This is a genomic window from Melittangium boletus DSM 14713, from assembly GCF_002305855.1.
Lineage (GTDB): Bacteria > Myxococcota > Myxococcia > Myxococcales > Myxococcaceae > Cystobacter > Cystobacter boletus.
Genome location: NZ_CP022163.1, coordinates 9,351,028 through 9,367,640, shown reverse-complemented (window position 1 = coordinate 9,367,640; position 16,613 = coordinate 9,351,028). Strand labels below are relative to the sequence as shown.

The 16,613-nt window shown below is 68.9% G+C and carries 10 protein-coding genes; 9 read left to right on the top strand and 1 reads right to left on the bottom strand.

All coding sequences use genetic code 11. The features are described from left to right. Nucleotides 1-84: 84 nt before the first annotated feature. From MEBOL_RS38575 to MEBOL_RS38560, 4 genes are all read left to right on the top strand, one after another. Nucleotides 85-981, top strand: coding sequence for a homogentisate phytyltransferase (locus MEBOL_RS38575; RefSeq protein WP_095982087.1), 897 nt, complete (start codon nt 85-87; stop codon nt 979-981). 43 nt (nt 982-1,024) lie between these two features. Continuing rightward, a complete protein-coding gene (gene asnB, locus MEBOL_RS38570) occupies nt 1,025-2,863 on the top strand; it encodes an asparagine synthase (glutamine-hydrolyzing) (protein WP_095982086.1) in 1,839 nt (612 codons plus the stop codon). Nucleotides 2,864-2,928: 65 nt separating this feature from the next. Further along, entirely contained in the window at nt 2,929-4,437 is a 1,509-nt protein-coding gene (locus MEBOL_RS38565) for an NAD(P)/FAD-dependent oxidoreductase (RefSeq protein ID WP_095982085.1), read from the top strand. Beyond that, on the top strand, nt 4,434-5,291 hold the full coding sequence (locus MEBOL_RS38560) for a class I SAM-dependent methyltransferase (protein ID WP_095982084.1): 858 nt from the start codon (nt 4,434-4,436) through the stop codon (nt 5,289-5,291). The genes MEBOL_RS38565 and MEBOL_RS38560 overlap by 4 nt, the downstream gene beginning before the upstream one ends. Before the next feature lie 79 nt (nt 5,292-5,370). On the opposite strand, the gene lon is transcribed toward MEBOL_RS38560, so the two are convergent. After that, the gene (gene lon, locus MEBOL_RS38555) at nt 5,371-7,833 is read right to left on the bottom strand and encodes an endopeptidase La (RefSeq protein WP_095982083.1); all 2,463 of its coding nucleotides are present in this window, start codon (nt 7,831-7,833) and stop codon (nt 5,371-5,373) included. A gap of 255 nt (nt 7,834-8,088) precedes the next feature. Between lon and MEBOL_RS38550 the strand changes: the two genes are divergently transcribed. From MEBOL_RS38550 to MEBOL_RS38530, 5 genes are all read left to right on the top strand, one after another. Beyond that, the gene (locus MEBOL_RS38550; RefSeq protein ID WP_095982082.1) at nt 8,089-9,291 is read left to right on the top strand and encodes a vWA domain-containing protein; all 1,203 of its coding nucleotides are present in this window, start codon (nt 8,089-8,091) and stop codon (nt 9,289-9,291) included. Nucleotides 9,292-9,422: 131 nt separating this feature from the next. Further along, on the top strand, nt 9,423-10,283 hold the full coding sequence (locus MEBOL_RS38545) for a P-loop NTPase family protein (RefSeq protein WP_095982081.1): 861 nt from the start codon (nt 9,423-9,425) through the stop codon (nt 10,281-10,283). 24 nt (nt 10,284-10,307) lie between these two features. After that, nucleotides 10,308-11,819, top strand: coding sequence for a Y-family DNA polymerase (locus MEBOL_RS38540; protein WP_095982080.1), 1,512 nt, complete (start codon nt 10,308-10,310; stop codon nt 11,817-11,819). 117 nt (nt 11,820-11,936) lie between these two features. Beyond that, nucleotides 11,937-15,989, top strand: coding sequence for a protein kinase domain-containing protein (locus tag MEBOL_RS38535; protein ID WP_095982079.1), 4,053 nt, complete (start codon nt 11,937-11,939; stop codon nt 15,987-15,989). Then, nucleotides 15,976-16,611: an RNA polymerase sigma factor gene (locus MEBOL_RS38530; RefSeq protein ID WP_095982078.1), complete on the top strand. Its 636-nt coding sequence runs from the start codon at nt 15,976-15,978 to the stop codon at nt 16,609-16,611. The genes MEBOL_RS38535 and MEBOL_RS38530 overlap by 14 nt, the downstream gene beginning before the upstream one ends. Nucleotides 16,612-16,613: the final 2 nt, after the last annotated feature.

Sequence of the window (16,613 nt, the reverse complement as noted above, 5' to 3'; positions counted from 1 at the left end):
GATTCGGCGGTCGCGGTGCTTTGATTTGAAATCATTTTCACACGCAAGAGTCGTGTGGGGTTCCCACGAACGAGAGCTGACGGGATGATCACGCCCAAGATTCTATGGAAATTTGCCCGGCCGTTGCCCGCGAAGGCGACGGTGGTCCAGGTGGTGGCCGCCTATGCCCTGGCGATGCACCACGCGGGGGTCATGCGGTTCGATGTGCTCGCGTTCGTGATGGCCATGGTGTGTGCCTCCGGACTGCACGTGTATGTCAATGGCGTCAACCAGTTGAGCGACATCGAGATCGATCGCATCAACAAGTCGTCGCTGCCGCTCGCGGCCGGGGTGATGACGGAGCGGGAGGGCCTCGTCGTCACCATCCTGGCGGCCGTCCTCTCGCTCGTGATCGGGGCGACGCAGTCGATGAGCCTCCTGGTCACCGCGGTGCTGTACCTGGTCAATGGCTCGCTCTACTCCCTGCCGCCGGCGCGCTTGAAGAGCACGGCGTTCGGCGCGGGGGGCATCATCGCCATCACCCGTGGGGTCATCCTGCCCCTGGGCATGTTCTCGTATTTCAATACCGTGCTCTCGGGAGCGCCGGGCCTGTCCTTCGAGGCGGTGATCCTGGCGGTGTTCTCGTTCGGCATCGTGTTCTCCGTGGCGCTCGTCAAGGACATCCCCGACATCGAGGGAGACAGCCGCAACGGTCTGAAGACGGCGGCGATCGTCTTCGGGCCGAGCCTCACGTTCAAGCTCGCGGTGGGCCTCGTGAGCCTTTCCTACGCGCTGTTGGTGGTCGCGGGGCTGGTCCGGCTGTCTCCGCTCGTGGGCTTGCTGTTGTTGGTCACCCACCTGGGCTTGCTGGCGTTCTTCTTGATGAAGAGCAGGGCGGTGCGCCTGGACGACAAGATGTCCGTCGGGCACTTCTACCAACTCTTCTGGAAGCTCATGTACGCCGAGTACGTCGTGTTTCCCGCGATCTGTTTCTTCATCTAACTCTTGACGAGCCCTGGATCCCAGGGACGGGTGGGCGTTCATCATGTGTGGAATCATCGGCTGGGTGGATTGGGAGCGGAACCTGTCGGAGCAGCGGGCCATGGTGCAGGGCATGGCCGAGTCGCTCCAGCTGCGAGGCCCCGACGACAGTGGCATCTGGCTCAGCCCGCGCGCGGCGCTCGCCCACCGGCGCTTGTTCGTCATCGATCCGCATGGCGGCGTCCAGCCGATGACCCGCCGCGTGGGCGAGCGGAGCTATACGCTCGTCTTCAACGGCGAGATCTACAACTTCCGGGATCTGAGCCGGGACCTGCGGGCGCTGGGGCACACGTTCGAGACGCGCTCCGACACGGAAGTGTTGCTGCGCGCCTACATGGAGTGGGGCCCGTCCTGTCTCGAGCGGCTCAATGGCATCTTCGCGTTCGGCATCTGGGATGAGGCGCGGCAGGAGTTGTTCCTCGCGCGCGACCATCTGGGCGTCAAGCCGCTGTACTACGCCGAGCGTGGCAGCGCGCTCCTGTTTGGCTCGGAGGAGAAGGCGCTCTTCAAGAACCCCCTGGTCAAGCGCGAGCTGGGCGCCGAGGGCCTGGCGCAGGCGCTCACGGTCGGGTTCGTCCGGACCCAGGGCGCGAGCGTCTACCGGGGCATCCAGGAGATCCGCCCCGGCCACTTCGCGGTGTACAGCCGCAAGGGGCTGAAGATCAGCCGGTACTGGAAGCTGGAGAGCCGTGAGCACACGGACGACGCGGAGACGACGTTGCGCCGGGTCCGCGGGATGCTCGAGGACGTGGTCACCCGCCAGATGGTGACGGACATGAACGTCTGCTCCATGCTCTCCGGCGGATTGGACTCGAGCGGAGTGACGGCGATCGCGGCGAAGGAGTACCGCGCGACCAAGAACTCCGCGCTGGACACCTTCACGGTGGATTTCGTCGACGAGGCCCGGCATTTCAGGGCGGACCTCATGCACCGGGATCTGGACACGCCCTGGGCCAAGCGCGTGAGCGAGATCTGCGGAACGAATCACCGCACGGTGACGCTCGGGGCGGAGGATCTGCTCGGCCACATCCACGAGCCGCTGAGCGCCCGGGATCTCCCCGTCTCCGGTGAGAAGGAGATTTCCGCCCTCCTGCTGTTCCGGAAGATGAAGCAGGCGGGCGCGACGGTGGTGTTGTCGGGCGAGGCGGGTGACGAGATCTTCGGTGGGCACCCGTGGTTCTACGTGCCCCAGATCCTGAACCTGAACGCGTTCCCCTGGCTGGCGCATGCCCAGAACCTGGGCGTGCCGCTCCTGGCGCCGGACATCGCGAAGAAGGTCCGTGCCGAGGAGTACCTCGCGGACACCTACCAGAGCACCTTGAACGAGGTGCCGAAGCTGCCCGGTGAGTCTCCGCACGACGCGCGCGTCCGGGAGATGTTCTACCTGAACATCAACCATTTCCTCCGGTACATGCTGGATCGCATGGATCGGATCAGCATGGCGGCCTCGCTGGAGGTGCGTGTTCCGCTGTGTGATCACCAGTTGGTCGAGTACATGTGGAACGTGCCTCCCGCGATGAAGTTCGCCGGGAACCTGGAAAAGGGCCTCCTGCGCCAGGCCATGTCCCATCTGTTGCCGGAAGACGTCATCGCCCGCCGGAAGACGGCGTACCCCAGCCTGCATGATCCCTCGTATGTGAAGGGGATCCGCGCGCGCGTGGCCGACATCGTCAATGACAACCAGTCGCCCGTGCATGGGCTGTTGGATCGCGAGGCGGTCCGCCGGCTCACGACGGAAGAAGTCTCGCCGGATCACCCCTTTGGGGCGGCGGTCCTGAAGACCCGGTTGGATCTCGTGATCCAGCTGGATCACTGGCTCAGGGACTGCCCGGTCGTACTCTGAGGCGCTTCTTTTCTGGTTGGGATTGTTTCACGGATGGTTGGATTACCTGAGTTCAAGGAGTGACAATGCTTAACATCCCTGCGTCGACCAAAGTCCTCGTCCTTGGTGGTGGGCCCGCTGGCTCGACCGCCGCGTCGTTCCTCGCGCGCGCCGGAGTCGAGGTCACGCTCATCGAACGCGAGATGTTCCCGCGATATCACATCGGCGAGTCGCTCCTTCCGTCGTGTCTGGAGATCGCGGACCTCATCGGGGCCCGGCAGAAGATCGAGGCGAAGGGGTTCGTCAAGAAGCCGGGCGCCTACCTGGAGTGGGGCCGTGAGAAGTGGAGCCTCGACTTCGGCGAGCTCCAGGGCCAGCACACCTACAGCTTCCAGGTGGACCGGTCGGAGTTCGACGAATTGCTCCTGCGGCACTCGGAAGAGCAGGGCGTCCGGGTTTTCGAGGGCGTGGAGGTCAAGTCCATCGAGAACAACGCGGAGGGCCGTCCCGTCAAGGCGGTCTGGGCCGTGCACGGGGATGAGAGCCAGACGGGGGAGATCTCCTTCGACTACCTGATCGACGCCTCGGGCCGGCATGGCGTGATGTCGACGCGCTACCTGCGCAATCGTCAGTTCCACAAGGTGTTCCAGAACATCGCCGTGTGGGGCTACTGGGAGGGCACGCAGAAGGGCGCGGACTACCGGGATGGCGCGATCGCCGTCGGGTCCATCCCGGATGGCTGGATCTGGGCCATTCCCATGAGCGGAGGGAAGACGAGCGTGGGCGTCGTCGTCCACAAGGACTCCTTCCAGGCGCAGAAGCGCGAGGCCGACACGGCCAAGATCTACGAGGACGCCATCGCCTCGTGCCCGCTCATCCAGCGGGTCTGCTCCGGGGCGAAGCTCGTCACCGGGCTGAAGACGGAGTCGGACTACTCGTACGCGGCGGAGAGCTTCTGCGGACCCGGCTACTTCCTGTGCGGTGACGCGGCGTGCTTCCTGGATCCGCTCCTGTCGACGGGCGTGCACCTGGCGATGCTGAGCGCCATGCTGTCCGCCGCGGCCATCACGAGCGTGGTGAGCGGCGAGGTCAGCGAGCAGGAGGCCCAGTCGTTCTTCGAGAAGAGCTACCGCCAGGCCTACCTGCGCTTCCTCGTCTTCGTGTCGGTGTTCTACGACCAGCGCTGCGGCAAGGATAACTACTTCAAGGAGGCGGAGCGGCTCAGCCAGTACGAGAAGGATCCGTCGCGCCTCAAGCAGGCCTTCCTCAACCTGGTGTCCGGCCTGGAGGACCTGTCGAGCGCCGAGCAGGCCACGAGCCACCTCATCGGAGAGATGTCGCGCCGGGTCACCGAGAACCTGACGCTGCGCAAGGACAAGTCGACGCTGGCCTCGGGCTCGGAGGAGATCAAGGGCCGCGCGCAGGACAACGCCCGCTTCTTCGACGGCGTGGAGGGCATCCCGGTGATGACGCCGGAAGGCGCGATCGACGGCCTGTACGTCGTCCTCAAGCCCCGCTTCGGACTGGGACGCTTCGTGGCGACCGTGGAGGCGTCGTCCATCGTCAACGTCAAGAAGGAGGAGGTGCGGTTGTGAGTGGGCAGCTCGTCGCACCGCCCGAGGAGGCGCAGTCGGACATCACCTTGCGCATGCGCTCCGGGCATCCCCAGATCGCCGAGGGCGACGCTTGCATGTTGGCGCGCGTGGAGGCCTTCTGCCGCGAGCTGGGACGCCCGCCGCGCATCTTCAACGTGGGCTGCGGCAGTGGGTACCTGGCGTGGCAGCTCTCCCGGCTCCACCCCCGGGCCGATGTCGTCGCCCATGAGACGGATGCGACGCTCCTCGAGGCGTTGAAGCGCCGGGTCAAGGGCACGGACGTGCGCGTGTTCTCCAAGCCGTTCGAGGAGTACCAGGAGCCGATCGACATCCTCATCAGCTGGGGCTCGCACCACCACCTTCCGCAGAGCTACCTGACCCATGGCCGGTCGCTGCTGACGAAGGGGGGACTCTTCCTCCTGGGCGACGAGTTCTGCCCCGAGTACTGCGGCAGCGCGGACGCCGAGCGCATCGCGGGGGCCGAGCTCATCCGCGTGGTGAAGGGCTTCGTGTTGACGAGCGAGGCCGAGCTCCAGGCGCATGAGAAGCGCGGTGAGATTCCCGAGGCCGCCCGGACGCTGGAGAAGCAGCGGCAGCAGGCCCTGTGGCGCTGGTACCGCTACGTCATCGACTACGCGATGGAGCGCGATCACGTCGACGTGGCCCTGTACGAGCTGCGCGCCACGCACGACGATCTGATCACCAGCTCCAGTGACGAGCAGAAGCTGTCGCCGTTGATCGTCGAGAAGGATCTGGCGCTGCATGGCTACCGGCAGGTGGCCAGGCACTGCATGGCGCCGCAGCTGGACAAGTCCCTGCAGAGCTTCTTCATCTACGAGCTCGCCGCGGCCTGAGCGCACCCTGGAAAGACAACGGGCGGGCTCCCTGGTGGGAGCCCGCCCGTGTCATGACTGGCTCAACTCCGGGCTCGCGCTAGGCGCGCACCTCGGGGGTGGACTCGGTGGCGGTCTCGGGCTGGGGAGGCACGCCCTCCTTGAAGGGCGAGGTCTCCAGCGCCGCGGCCAGCACCTCGTCCATCCGCGTGGCGAAGATGAACTCGATCTCCTTGCGGGCCTGCTCCGGCACGTCCTGCAGGTCCTTGCGGCAGCGCTCCGGGAGGATGACGCGCTTGATGCCCGCGCGGTGCGCCGCGAGCACCTTCTCCTTGATGCCGCCCACCGGCAGCACCAGGCCGCGCAGCGTGGCCTCGCCCGTCATCGCCGTGTCGCCGCGCACCCGGATGCCGGTGAGCAGGCTGGTGAGCGCGGTGAGGATGGTGACGCCGGCGGAGGGGCCATCCTTGGGGATGGAGCCCGCCGGGAAGTGCAGGTGCAGGTCCGTCTTCTCCAGGAAGTTGGCGTTGATGCCGAGCGACTCCGCCTTGCTGCGCAGGTAGCTCAGCGCCGCCGTGGCGCTCTCCTTCATCACGTCGCCGAGCTGGCCGGTGAGCGTCATGCCGCCCTTGCCCGCCATCTTCGTCGCCTCGATGAAGAGCAGGTCGCCACCCGCCGCGGTCCACGCGAGGCCCGTGGCCACGCCCGGCACCTCGGTGCGCTCGGCGACTTCCGAGTAGAACATCTCTGGCCCCAGGATCTCCTTCACCCGGTTGCCATCCACGTCCTGCTTCTCCGTCTTGCCGCCCGCCACTTCCACCGCCACCGCGCGGCAGATGTCGGCGATGCGCCGCTCGAGGTTACGCACACCGGCCTCACGGGTGTAGGCCGTGGTCAGCACCAGCAGGGCCTCGTCGGAGATGGTGATGTGATCCGCGGACAGGCCGTGCTCCTTGAGCTGCTTGGGCACCAGGTGGATGCGCGCGATGCTCTGCTTCTCCTCGAAGGTGTAGCCCGTCAGCTCGATGATCTCCATGCGGTCGCGCAAGGGGCCGGGGATGGGGTCGAGCTGGTTGGCGGTGGCGATGAACATGACCTTGGACAGGTCGAACGCCACGTCGAGGTAGTGGTCGCTGAACGTGCTGTTCTGCTCGGGGTCGAGGACCTCGAGGAGCGCCGCGCTCGGGTCGCCGCGGAAGTCCGCGCCGAGCTTGTCGATTTCGTCCAGCATCATGACCGGGTTCTTCATGCCGGCCTTCTTCATGCTCTGGATGAAGCGGCCCGGCAGCGCGCCGACGTAGGTGCGCCGGTGGCCACGGATCTCCGCCTCGTCGCGCACGCCGCCCAGGGACAGGCGCACGAACTTGCGGCCCACGGCCTTGGCGATGCTCTGGCCGAGCGACGTCTTACCGACGCCCGGGGGACCGACGAGGCACAGGATGGGGCCGCGCATGTCGTTCTTGAGCTTGCGCACGGCCAGGTACTCGAGGATGCGCTTCTTGACCTTCTTGATGCCGTAGTGGTCCTTCTCCAGCGTCTGGCGCGCGTTCTCGATGTCGAGGTTGTCCTCGCTGAGCTTGGCCCAGGGCAGGTCGGCGATCCAATCGAGGTAGGTGCGCGCGACGGTGTACTCGCTGGAGGCCGCCGGAATCGTCTTGAGGCGGTTGAGCTCCTTGTTGGCGACCTTCTCCACGTCCGGGGGCAGGCCGGCCTTCTTGAGGCGCTCCTGGAGCTCGTCGAGCTCCTCCTCCTCCTCGCCCATCTCGCCGAGCTCTTCCTTGATGGCCTTGAGCTGCTGGCGCAGGTAGTACTCGCGCTGGGTCTTGGACATCTCGCCCTTGACGGCGGAGTCGATCTTGTTGCTGAGCTTGAGGATCTCGCGCTTGCGGTTGAGCAGCTCGAGCACGAGGCTCATGCGGGCCTTGAGGTCCACCGTCTCGAGGACGGCCTGCTTCTCGCCGATGTCCACGTCCACGTTGGCGGCGATGAGGTCCGCCAGGTGGCCGGGGTGGGTGATGGACTCGACCAGCTCGGTGGCGGCCGCGGGCAGCTCGGGCATCAGCTCGATGACCTCGCGCGCCAGCTTCTTGAGGTTGATGCCCAGGGCCTCGACCTCGACGTTCTCCGAGGCCGTGCGGTCCTCGACGGCGTCCACGCGGGCCTTGAGGTAGGGGGCCTCCTGCACGAGATCCAGCACGCGGAAGCGCGCCAGGCCCTGGACGACGAGCGAGTAGTTGTCCTCGCCCATCTTGAGCAGCTTCACGATGCGGGCGACGGTGCCCATCGTGTAGAGGTCGGACGCGCCGGGATCCTCCTCCTCGGCGCGGCGCTGGGTGACGACGCCGATGACCTGGTCGTCACGCACCGCGTCCTTGATGAGGGCGATCGTCTTCTGGCGGCCCACCGCGAGCGGCAGCACGCCGCCCGGGAAGAACACGGAGTTGCGCAGGGGGAGGATCGGGAGGACCTGCGGGATGTCCTCCTTGTTGATGATCCCCGGGGGGGCCATGGCGGCGGGCATCGCCGCTGCGGAGGAAGGGCCCTTCTTCTTTTCGTCGGACATGTAGGGATGCCTCGATTTTGCAACCCGGCCGGACTGCTTGCGGGCCGGTCAAAGAATTCTGTGGTCGAGCTTCTGAGGGGGTTGTCCCAACGTAGCAATCAAAACGGACATGGCAAACGAGACCTGTACTTTTCACCAAGGTCGTCTGCTGCCGGACGGTTATGTCCTCTTCTCAGCGGAGGGGCGGGCGGTGGGAAAACCCCCTTGGCCGGGCGTCTCACGCGCTACGCTCGCCGGCCTTCCCCTGGAGATTTCATGGTTCACTCCTTCCGTACGAGCGCGCTGCTGGCCGCCACCCTGTGCCACATGGCGTGCACCACGCCCGTGGATGCGCCCGGCTCCACGCTGCCCGGCCGCTGCCAGGCCGAGGCCCCCCTCATCCCGGCGCAGAAGACGGATCTGCTCTTCGTCATCGACAATTCGGGCTCGATGACGGAGGAGCAGGCGGCGATCGCGACCGAGCTGCCCGCGTTCCTGGAGGAACTGCGCAAGGACGATGGGGTGGCGCAGGACTTTCGCGTGGGGGTCATCACCACGTCGGTCTATCTGCACGCGCTCGTCGGCAACCGCGAGCAGTTTTCCCTCTATAACGATCAGGGGGGGAGGCTGCAGCCCGTTCCCGACGCCCAGGGTCGGCTGACCGGCGAGCGTTTCATCGAGGGGGGGGATCCCGAGCTGCTGGAGAAGTTCCGCCGCCTGGTGAAGCAGGGCGTCAAGGGCAGCGGCCAGGAGTCGCCCTTCGAGGCGGTCCGGCTGGCCCTCACGCCGCCGCTGTCCTCCACGGACGTCCGGGAGGGGGGAACGGCGGGCTTCCTCCGCGACGGGGCCCGGCTCCTGGTGGTGGTGGTCTCCGACGAGGAAGATTGCAGCTCCACGGAGCGGCCGCCGGGGGTGATCCTGGACTTGGACACCTCGCACGACCTGTGCAGCGAACAGGCGGAGCGCCTGACGCCGGTGCGCTCCTATTATGAGCGTTTCCGAAGCCTCACGGACGGTACGGGCGCCACGCGCGAGGTGCTGTGGGCGACCATCGGCCCCGTGGGCCTGACGGACAAGCGCGCCGAGAAGGTGCTGGATGGGAACTTCGTGCGCAACGCCGACTGCCCGACGTCCTACGGGCCCGGCTACCGCCAGCGCGAGATGGCGGAGCTGTTCGACTCGGGATTGGCGAACCTGGACTCCATCTGCCGCCCGAGCTACCGGGAGACCCTGGTGAACATCGCCTCGCTCGCCCGCTCCTCGCAGAGCATCGAGGTGGTGAACCTGCCCGATGCCCGGCTCGTCCAGGTCCAGGTGACGCGCGAGGACGGCCAGACCCAGACGTGCAGCGTGGCCGGGGGCGAGCTGTCGTACGAGCCCGCCCAGGAGGGGCGTGCCGCGCGCCTGTACTTCCAGTCCTCGTGCCCGCGGCGGCCGACGGATCAGAAGCTCGAGGTGAAGGTGCTCTGCGCCAACTAGGTCTTCACCCAGGGTATGGGGCGGAGGGCTCCAGGCCGTCCGTCCGCCCTCCAGGCGACATTTCCTGGCGCATGTCAGAACGCCCGGCATACTGAACCTCGTTTCAGGTCCTGTGCGCGGCGGGTGACGTGATGAGTGCGACGGTGGGCAATCTGGCGGTGACGGTGGAGGCGTTGAGGGAGCAGATCCGCCGGTTGCAGGCGGCGCCGAGGAAGTACCTCGCGGCGCTGAGGACGGGGGTGGAGGCGTTCGACGCACTGCTTCCCGGGGGCGGGTTGCCGCTGGGCCAGGTGGTGGAGTTATGGGGCGAGCGGGCCTCGGGGCGCACGAGTCTCGCGCTGCGGGCCGTGGCCTCGGCGCACCGGGAAGGCCGGCTGTGTGCCTACGTGGATGGCGCCGGGGAGCTCTACCCGCCCGCGGCGGTGGCGGCGGGGGTGGATCCCTCCCGGCTGCTCATCGTCCGGCCCCGGACGGCGGAACAGCTCGCGTGGTCCGCGGTGCAGCTCGTGCGCAGCGGTGCGTTCGCTTGCGTGGTGTTGGATCTGACGCGGGCTCCTCCGGGGACGGCGCGGGCAGAGGCGGGGGTGCGCCTGTCACCCGCCGAGGGCAAGCGGCTCCTGGACGCGGCGGGCAGGGGCGGCACCCTGTTGCTGCTCCTGACGGCGCCCGAGGCCCCCGCGGATGGGATGTTGCGGCTGCGCACCGAGCCCCGGGGCGATCGGGGTCTGTCGGTGGAGGTGGTGCGCAGCCGGCAGGGGGGACTCGGGTCGCGGGCCCTGGTGCCGTGGCGGGCGCTCTATCCGGAGCTGGCCGAGGGGGAGTGTCCCTGGGGGGCGGAGCTGTTGCCGACCGAGCCCATGACGGTGCCGGAGCTGCCGCGTGAGCCGTCCTCGCGCGAGGGGCACCGCGGCATCCTGGGTCAGCGCCCGGGCCGGGACGCGCCCCTGCCGTCGTTGCGTCCGCACCTGGACGCGAGTCCGGCGCTGCACTGAGGCGAGGGACGAGGGGAGGGGCACATGCGGCTGGGGTATCTGCACTTTCCGCGCTTTCCGGTGCAGCGCAAGGTGATCGAGCTGTCGGAGCTGACGGGCAAACCCTTCGTGCTGGTGGAGGAGGTGCGCGGTCAGCAGCGGGTGGCGTGCGCGTCCACGAGCGCGTTGAAGGCGGGCGTGCGTCCGGAGATGACGCTCACGGCGGCGAGTGCCCTGGAGCCCACGCTGCGCCACTTCACCTACCGGCCCGAGGAGGAGCGGCGGGCGCTGGTGGCCCTGGGCGAGATGTTGATGGCCCTGGCGCCGGGCTTCCAGGTGTCGGAGCCGGATGGCTTGTGGCTCGACGCCGGGGCGGCCCACCTGGTGAAGGGGGAAGAGGGGTTGTGCGCCCAGGTGCTGGAGCGATGTTCGGAGCTGGGGTGGCGGGGCCGGATGGTGGTGGCCTCGGAGAAGTTCACCGCGCGGGCCCTGGCCCGGCATGGTGCCCGGCACATGGACGTGGTGCCGGACGGGGAGGGCGCGCGGGCCCTGGCTCCGCTGCCGCTGAGCGCCCTGGAGGGCCCGGAGCAGACGGCGTTCGTGGCGCTCGGGTTGAGCACGCTGGGCGAGGTGGCCTCGCTGCCCGTGGGGGCGGTGACGGCGCGGGGGGGCGCGGTGGGGATGCGGGCGCATGCGCGTTGCCGGGGAGGAGATGAGACGCCGTTCCTCGCGGAGGTATTGGAGGAGGTGCTCGAGGAGCGGTTGACGCTGGAGTGGCCCGCCGAGTCGCTGGAGCCCCTGCAGTTCGCCCTCAAGACGGTGTTGGACCGGCTGTGTGGACGGTTGGGGGGCCGGAGCCGCGCCGCGGTGCGGTTGAGCCTGACGTTGAAGTTGGATCCCTCCGGGCGGGCCGTGGTGCCGCTGACGCTGGCCCGGCCCACGGCGCAGGCGAAGATGTTGTTGGAGCTGACGCGGCACCGGCTCTCGGACGTGCGGTTGGAGGGGCCGGTGGCGGAGCTGCTCCTCCGGGTGGAGGAGGACTGCGAGGATGGAGGCCAGCAGCTCTCCCTGGGGGATGCCCCCGAGGGAGACGCGGCGCTGGAGGTGGTGCTTTCCCGGTTGGCGACGGCCCTGGGCGAGGAGTCGCTCTTCATGGCCGCGCTCGAGGACTCGCACCGCCCCGAGGCGGGGTACGCGGCGCGTGCCTTCCGTCCTCCGCCAGCGAGCCGGGGTCTGGAAGGGGAATTGCTCCAACCGGTGGTGGCCGCCGAGCCCGTGCCGGAGGTGCTTCGGGAGCGGCCCTCGCGGATGCTGGGCAGTCCCGCCTCTCTCGACGTGGAGATGTCGGAGGCGGGGGAGTTGATGGCCGCGCACCTCGGGGGACGGTGGCGCCGGGTGGTGGCGTTGATGGGTCCGGAGCGTCTGAGCGGTGACTGGTGGGACGCGCGCCCGTACTGCCGTGACTACTACCGGGTCCACTTCGAGGGGATCGGGCAGGCGTGGGTATTCCGGGACGCTCGGGATGGACGCTTCTACCTGCAGGGCTTGTTCGACTAGTCGCCCTCTCCTCCCGCCTGGGTGACCGTGCTCCAGCCTTCCCCGAGGGCGGTCTGGCACGCGTCGCGGCGGGGCCATACCTTTTCTCGAATGGAAGCCCTTGAGCGGGGGTAGGGCATGGCTGATCGGAGCCCAGACACCACCGGGAGTACTCCCTCGGACCTTGATCCACGGACTCCGTCCGCCGAGCGGGATGATTCGGATTTCGATGATTCCTTCCTGCAGGCCCTGGCCCAGGGGCCCACCTTGTTCCGCAAGCCAGCCACCGGGGAGCGACTGGGGGGCTCGGATGGGCAGCGCTTCGAGATCGTCGCGGAGTTGGGGGCAGGCGGCATGGGCCAGGTGTTCCGCGCGCGCGACGCGGAGTTGCAGCGCGTGGTGGCCCTCAAGTTCTTCATGCCCCGGGAGGGCTCGGGTTCCGACTGGTCCCTGGATCGGCTCCGGCAGGAGGCCCGGGCCATCGCGCGGCTCGATCACGAGAACATCATCCGGGTCTTCGACGTGTCCGAATGGGTGGGGGCGCCGTGGGAGCCACGGATTCCCTTCCTCATCATGGAGTGCCTGGAGGGTGAATCGCTCGCCTCGCTGCTGCGGCGCGAGCGGCGGCTGGGGGTGCGGCGCGTCCTGGAGATCATGAGCGGCGTGGCGGCCGGCCTGGCGCACGCGCACAGCCGTCACATCGTCCACCGCGACCTCAAGCCCAGCAATGTCTTCATCGGTCCCCAGGGACGCGTGAAGCTGATCGACTTCGGGCTCGCCTGGTCTCGCCTTTCCAGTGACACCGCCGCGGCCTTCCTGCCCACGGCTGGCACGCCGGCCTACATGTCCCCGGAACAGTGGCGGGGAGGCGAGCAGGACGCCCGCAGCGATCTCTGGTCCGCGGGCATCCTGCTGTACGAATTGCTCTGCGGGGAGCTGCCCTACGCGAGCGTCCGGCTGGACGAGCTGCGCGCCCAGGTTGTCTCGCCCGAGCCGGTGCCCTCGGTGCGCATCCGTTGTCCGGAGCTGCCCGAGGAAGCGGATGCCCTGGTGGCCTCGCTCCTGGAGAAGACGCCGGAGAAGCGGCTCGCGTCGGCCGCCCTGCTCCTGGAGCGGCTGCGCCGGATGGAGGATGGGTTGGGGCCCTGGCGCGAGGAGCCCCGGGCGGTGGTGCCCCAGCGCCGGTCGGTGACGCTGGTATCCTGCCACCTGGTGGGCATGGTGGGATTCACCGAGGAGCCCGATCCCGAGGACCTGGGCGAGCTGGAGGCCACCTTCCACAAGCGCTGCTCGGAGATCATCCAGGCCCATGGCGGCTCCATCACCACCTGTATGGGCGACGAGGTGCTGGCCTGCTTCGGCTACCCGGTGGCGCACGAGGAGGACGCCGAGCACGCCGTGGCGGCGGGACTCCAACTGTCCTCGGGGGAGCTCGTCGTCCAGGTGGGCCTCCATACGGAGACGGTGGTGTTGGACGACAGCCTTCCGGAGCTGCGCGGCCGTGCCCCCACCATCCAGGGCGAGGCTCCCCGCATCGCCGCGTGGATCGCCCGGCAGGCCCGCCCCGGCACCGTGGTCCTCAGCGAGGCCACGCACACGCTGGTGCAGCAGGCCTTCGAGGCGGGGACGCTCGGCTCCCGCTCCTTCGAGGGACTGTCCGGCGCGCGGCCGATGGTGCTCTGGCGGGTGGAGCGCGCGCGCGAGGCGGTGTTCCGCTTCGATCGCACGCTGGCCGCGGGGGCGCTCACCCCCCTGGTGGGCCGAGAGCAAGAGCTGGAGCGGCTGCTCGGCTTCTGGCGGGAGGCCCAGGAAGGCCGGGGCTCCTTCGTGTTGATCTCCGGTGAGGCGGGCCTCGGCAAGTCCCGACTCCTCCAGGAAGTCCGTCAGCGGGTCGCTCAATCCCAAGCTCCGTGCATCCTCCTGCGCTGCCAATGCTGGAGCGAGTTCACCCACAGCGCCTTCCACCCCCTCATCGAGATGCTGCAGCGGCTCTTCCGGTTGGATCCGGAGGGCTCGCCCCAGGACAACCGCCGCGTGCTGGAGACGTGCCTGACGGAACTCGGCCTGGGCGCGGAGCAGCGGGATCTCCTCGCCGCCTTCCTCTCGCTTCCCCTGGAGGGCGCCGCGCCACGCTTCCCCTTGTCGCCGGAGCAGCACAAGGAGCGCACCCGCGAGGCGCTCACGACCCTGCTGCTGAACCTGACCCGCATGAAGCCCGTGCTCGGCATCGTGGAGGACTTGCACTGGGCGGATCCCTCCACCTGGGAATTGATCGACACGGTGCTGGCCCAGTTGGGACGTGCACGGGTGCTCGTCCTCGCCAGCACCCGGGACACGGACGGCCGCCGCCTCCGGGGCGAGGGGCTGCTCTTCCACCACCTGGTGCTGGAGCGGTTGTCGGCGCCCCTCACGGCCCGGCTGGTGCGAGAGGCGGCCGGCACGCGCCTGCCGGAGGAGACGGTCCGCCTGCTCGTGGAGAAGACGGATGGGGTGCCCCTCTTCGTGGAGGAGATGGCGCATCGGGTGGCCGCCAGTGGAGTGGTGCCCTCCCTGCCCCTCACCCTGCACGGATTGCTGCTGGCCCGGCTGGACGCGCTGCCGGGGCGGCTCAAGACCCTGGCCCAGCTGTGCGCCGTGGTGGGCCGCGGCTTCACGCGCGCGTTGATGACCCCGTTGACCCGGCGCGAGCCGGCCGCCCTGCGCGAGGATCTGGAGGCCCTGGTGGCCGCGGGCCTGCTCCAGCATGGCGAGGACACGGAGGAGGGCGTCTCCTACCAGTTCCGGCATGCGCTCTTCCAGGAGGCCGCCTACCAGTCCCTGCCCCGAGGTCCCCGGCGTCACCACCACCGGCGGATCGCCCAGGCGCTGGAGGAGCTGTTCCCCAAGGTGGTGGGGGCACAGCCCGAGTTGCTCGCCCACCACTACACCGAGGCCGGAGCCCCCGCGCAGGCCATCGTCTACTGGCGGCGCGCCGGGTTGCGTGCCCTGCAACGCTCGGCCAACCAGGAAGCCGTCAACCACCTGCGGCACGCGCTCACGCTGCTCGACGCCCAACCCGATTCGCCCCAGCGCGCCCAGCAGGAGCTGCAGTTGCTCTCCGCCCTGGGCATTCCCTTGTCCCAGGTGAGTGGCTTGAGCGCTCCCGAGGTGAAGCACACCTATGCCCGGGTGCGCGAGCTGTTCCCCCGCGTGGGCGACGCGCTGTCGGCCCTGGAGATGTCCTACTGGGGCCCCTTCGCCTACTCCTACTCCCGCGGCGAGTACCGCGAGGCCTATGCCCTGGCCACCCAGCTCGTGGACGTGGGCTCGCGCCAGGGCAACCAGGAGCTGCTCGTCCTGGGCTACCGCATGATGTGCACCATCCTCTTCACCTGGGGGCGGATGCGCGAGTCGCTCGAATACGCGGATCGCGCCCTGGCGTGCTCGGACTTCCCCCTCGAGGAGCACATGCGGCTGGCCGTGCGGCACTGGGTGGACCCCACGACGGTGGTGCTCGCCCACAGCGCCGTCCTCCAATCGGTGATCGGCCAGGAGGAAGGCGCCCCGCGCCGGGGTCAGGACGCACTCGCGCTCGCCGAGCGCATCGGCCATCCCCAGACGCGCGCCTACGTGCTCCTCTACGCGGCGGTGGCCTGTCAGATGCGCGGCGATGCGCGGGGGACCCTGGCGCTGGCCGAGGCCAGCCTCGATCTCGCGCACGAGCACCGGGTGCGCCTGCTGGTGGAGTGGGTGACGTGGGCCGGCCTGCTGCGCGCCTGGGCGCTGTCCGAGCTGGGCTTGAACGAGGTGGGGCTGGAGCAGATGCGCCTGGGCTTGAGCCGGTGGCGCATGGCGGGCCTGAACGGGGGGCTGTCCTACCACGTGGGCATGCTGGCGCAGGTGCACCTGCGGCGGGGGCAGCCCCAGGAGTCCCTGCGCGCGGTGAACGCGGCCCTTCAATGGGTGGAGTCGCTGGACGAGCGCTTCTACGAGGCGGAGCTGTACCGCGTCGGGGGGCAGGCGTGGCGGGCCCTGGGCGACGAGACGCGGGCCCGCGAATTCCTCCAGAACGCCGCGCGCATCGCACACGAGCAGGGCGCGGGGCGGTTCGAGCGGCGCGCCCTGTTGCTCCTGGCGCCGCACGACACGAACCCCGAGGACTCCAGTGGGGAGCCCATCACCCAGGAAGAGGCACGGCATGCACGCGGATGAACGGGAGCTGTTGGAGCGGGAAATCCAGGGACTGAGCGAGCGCGGGGACGTGGCGGGCGCCGTGGAGCGGGCGCTGCAGGGCTATGGCCAGGAGATCCTGCGGTTGATGACGGCGATGCTCCACGATCCCGACCGGGGCCGCGACGCCTTCAGCGTCTTCAGCGAGAACCTGCTGCGAGGGCTCCCGGGCTTCCGGTGGGAGAGCTCCTTCCGCACGTGGGCGTACCGCCTGGCGCGCAACGCGTGCGTCCAGGTGATGCGCTCGCCCGCCGTCCGCCGCGAGCAGCCCGTGAGCATGTCCGCGATGCCGGAGGAGCCCTTCGCCGTGCGCTCGGACACCCGGCCCTGGCAGCGCACCTCGGTGAAGGAGCGCTTCCGCGCGCTGCGCGAGAGCCTGGATCCCCAGGAGCGGCTGTTGTTGTCGCTCCGGGTGGATCAACGCTTGTCGTGGGAGGACGTGGCGAAGGTGATGGCGGAGGGGGAGGAGCCGCTGCCGGCCGCGGCCCTCAAGCGCCGGGCGGCGGCGCTGCGCCAGCAGTTCCAGCGCGTCAAGGAGCACCTGCGCACGTTGGCCGAGCAGGAGGGCCTGGTCGCCTCGGGGGACTCCTCTCCGAGCGTGTGAGG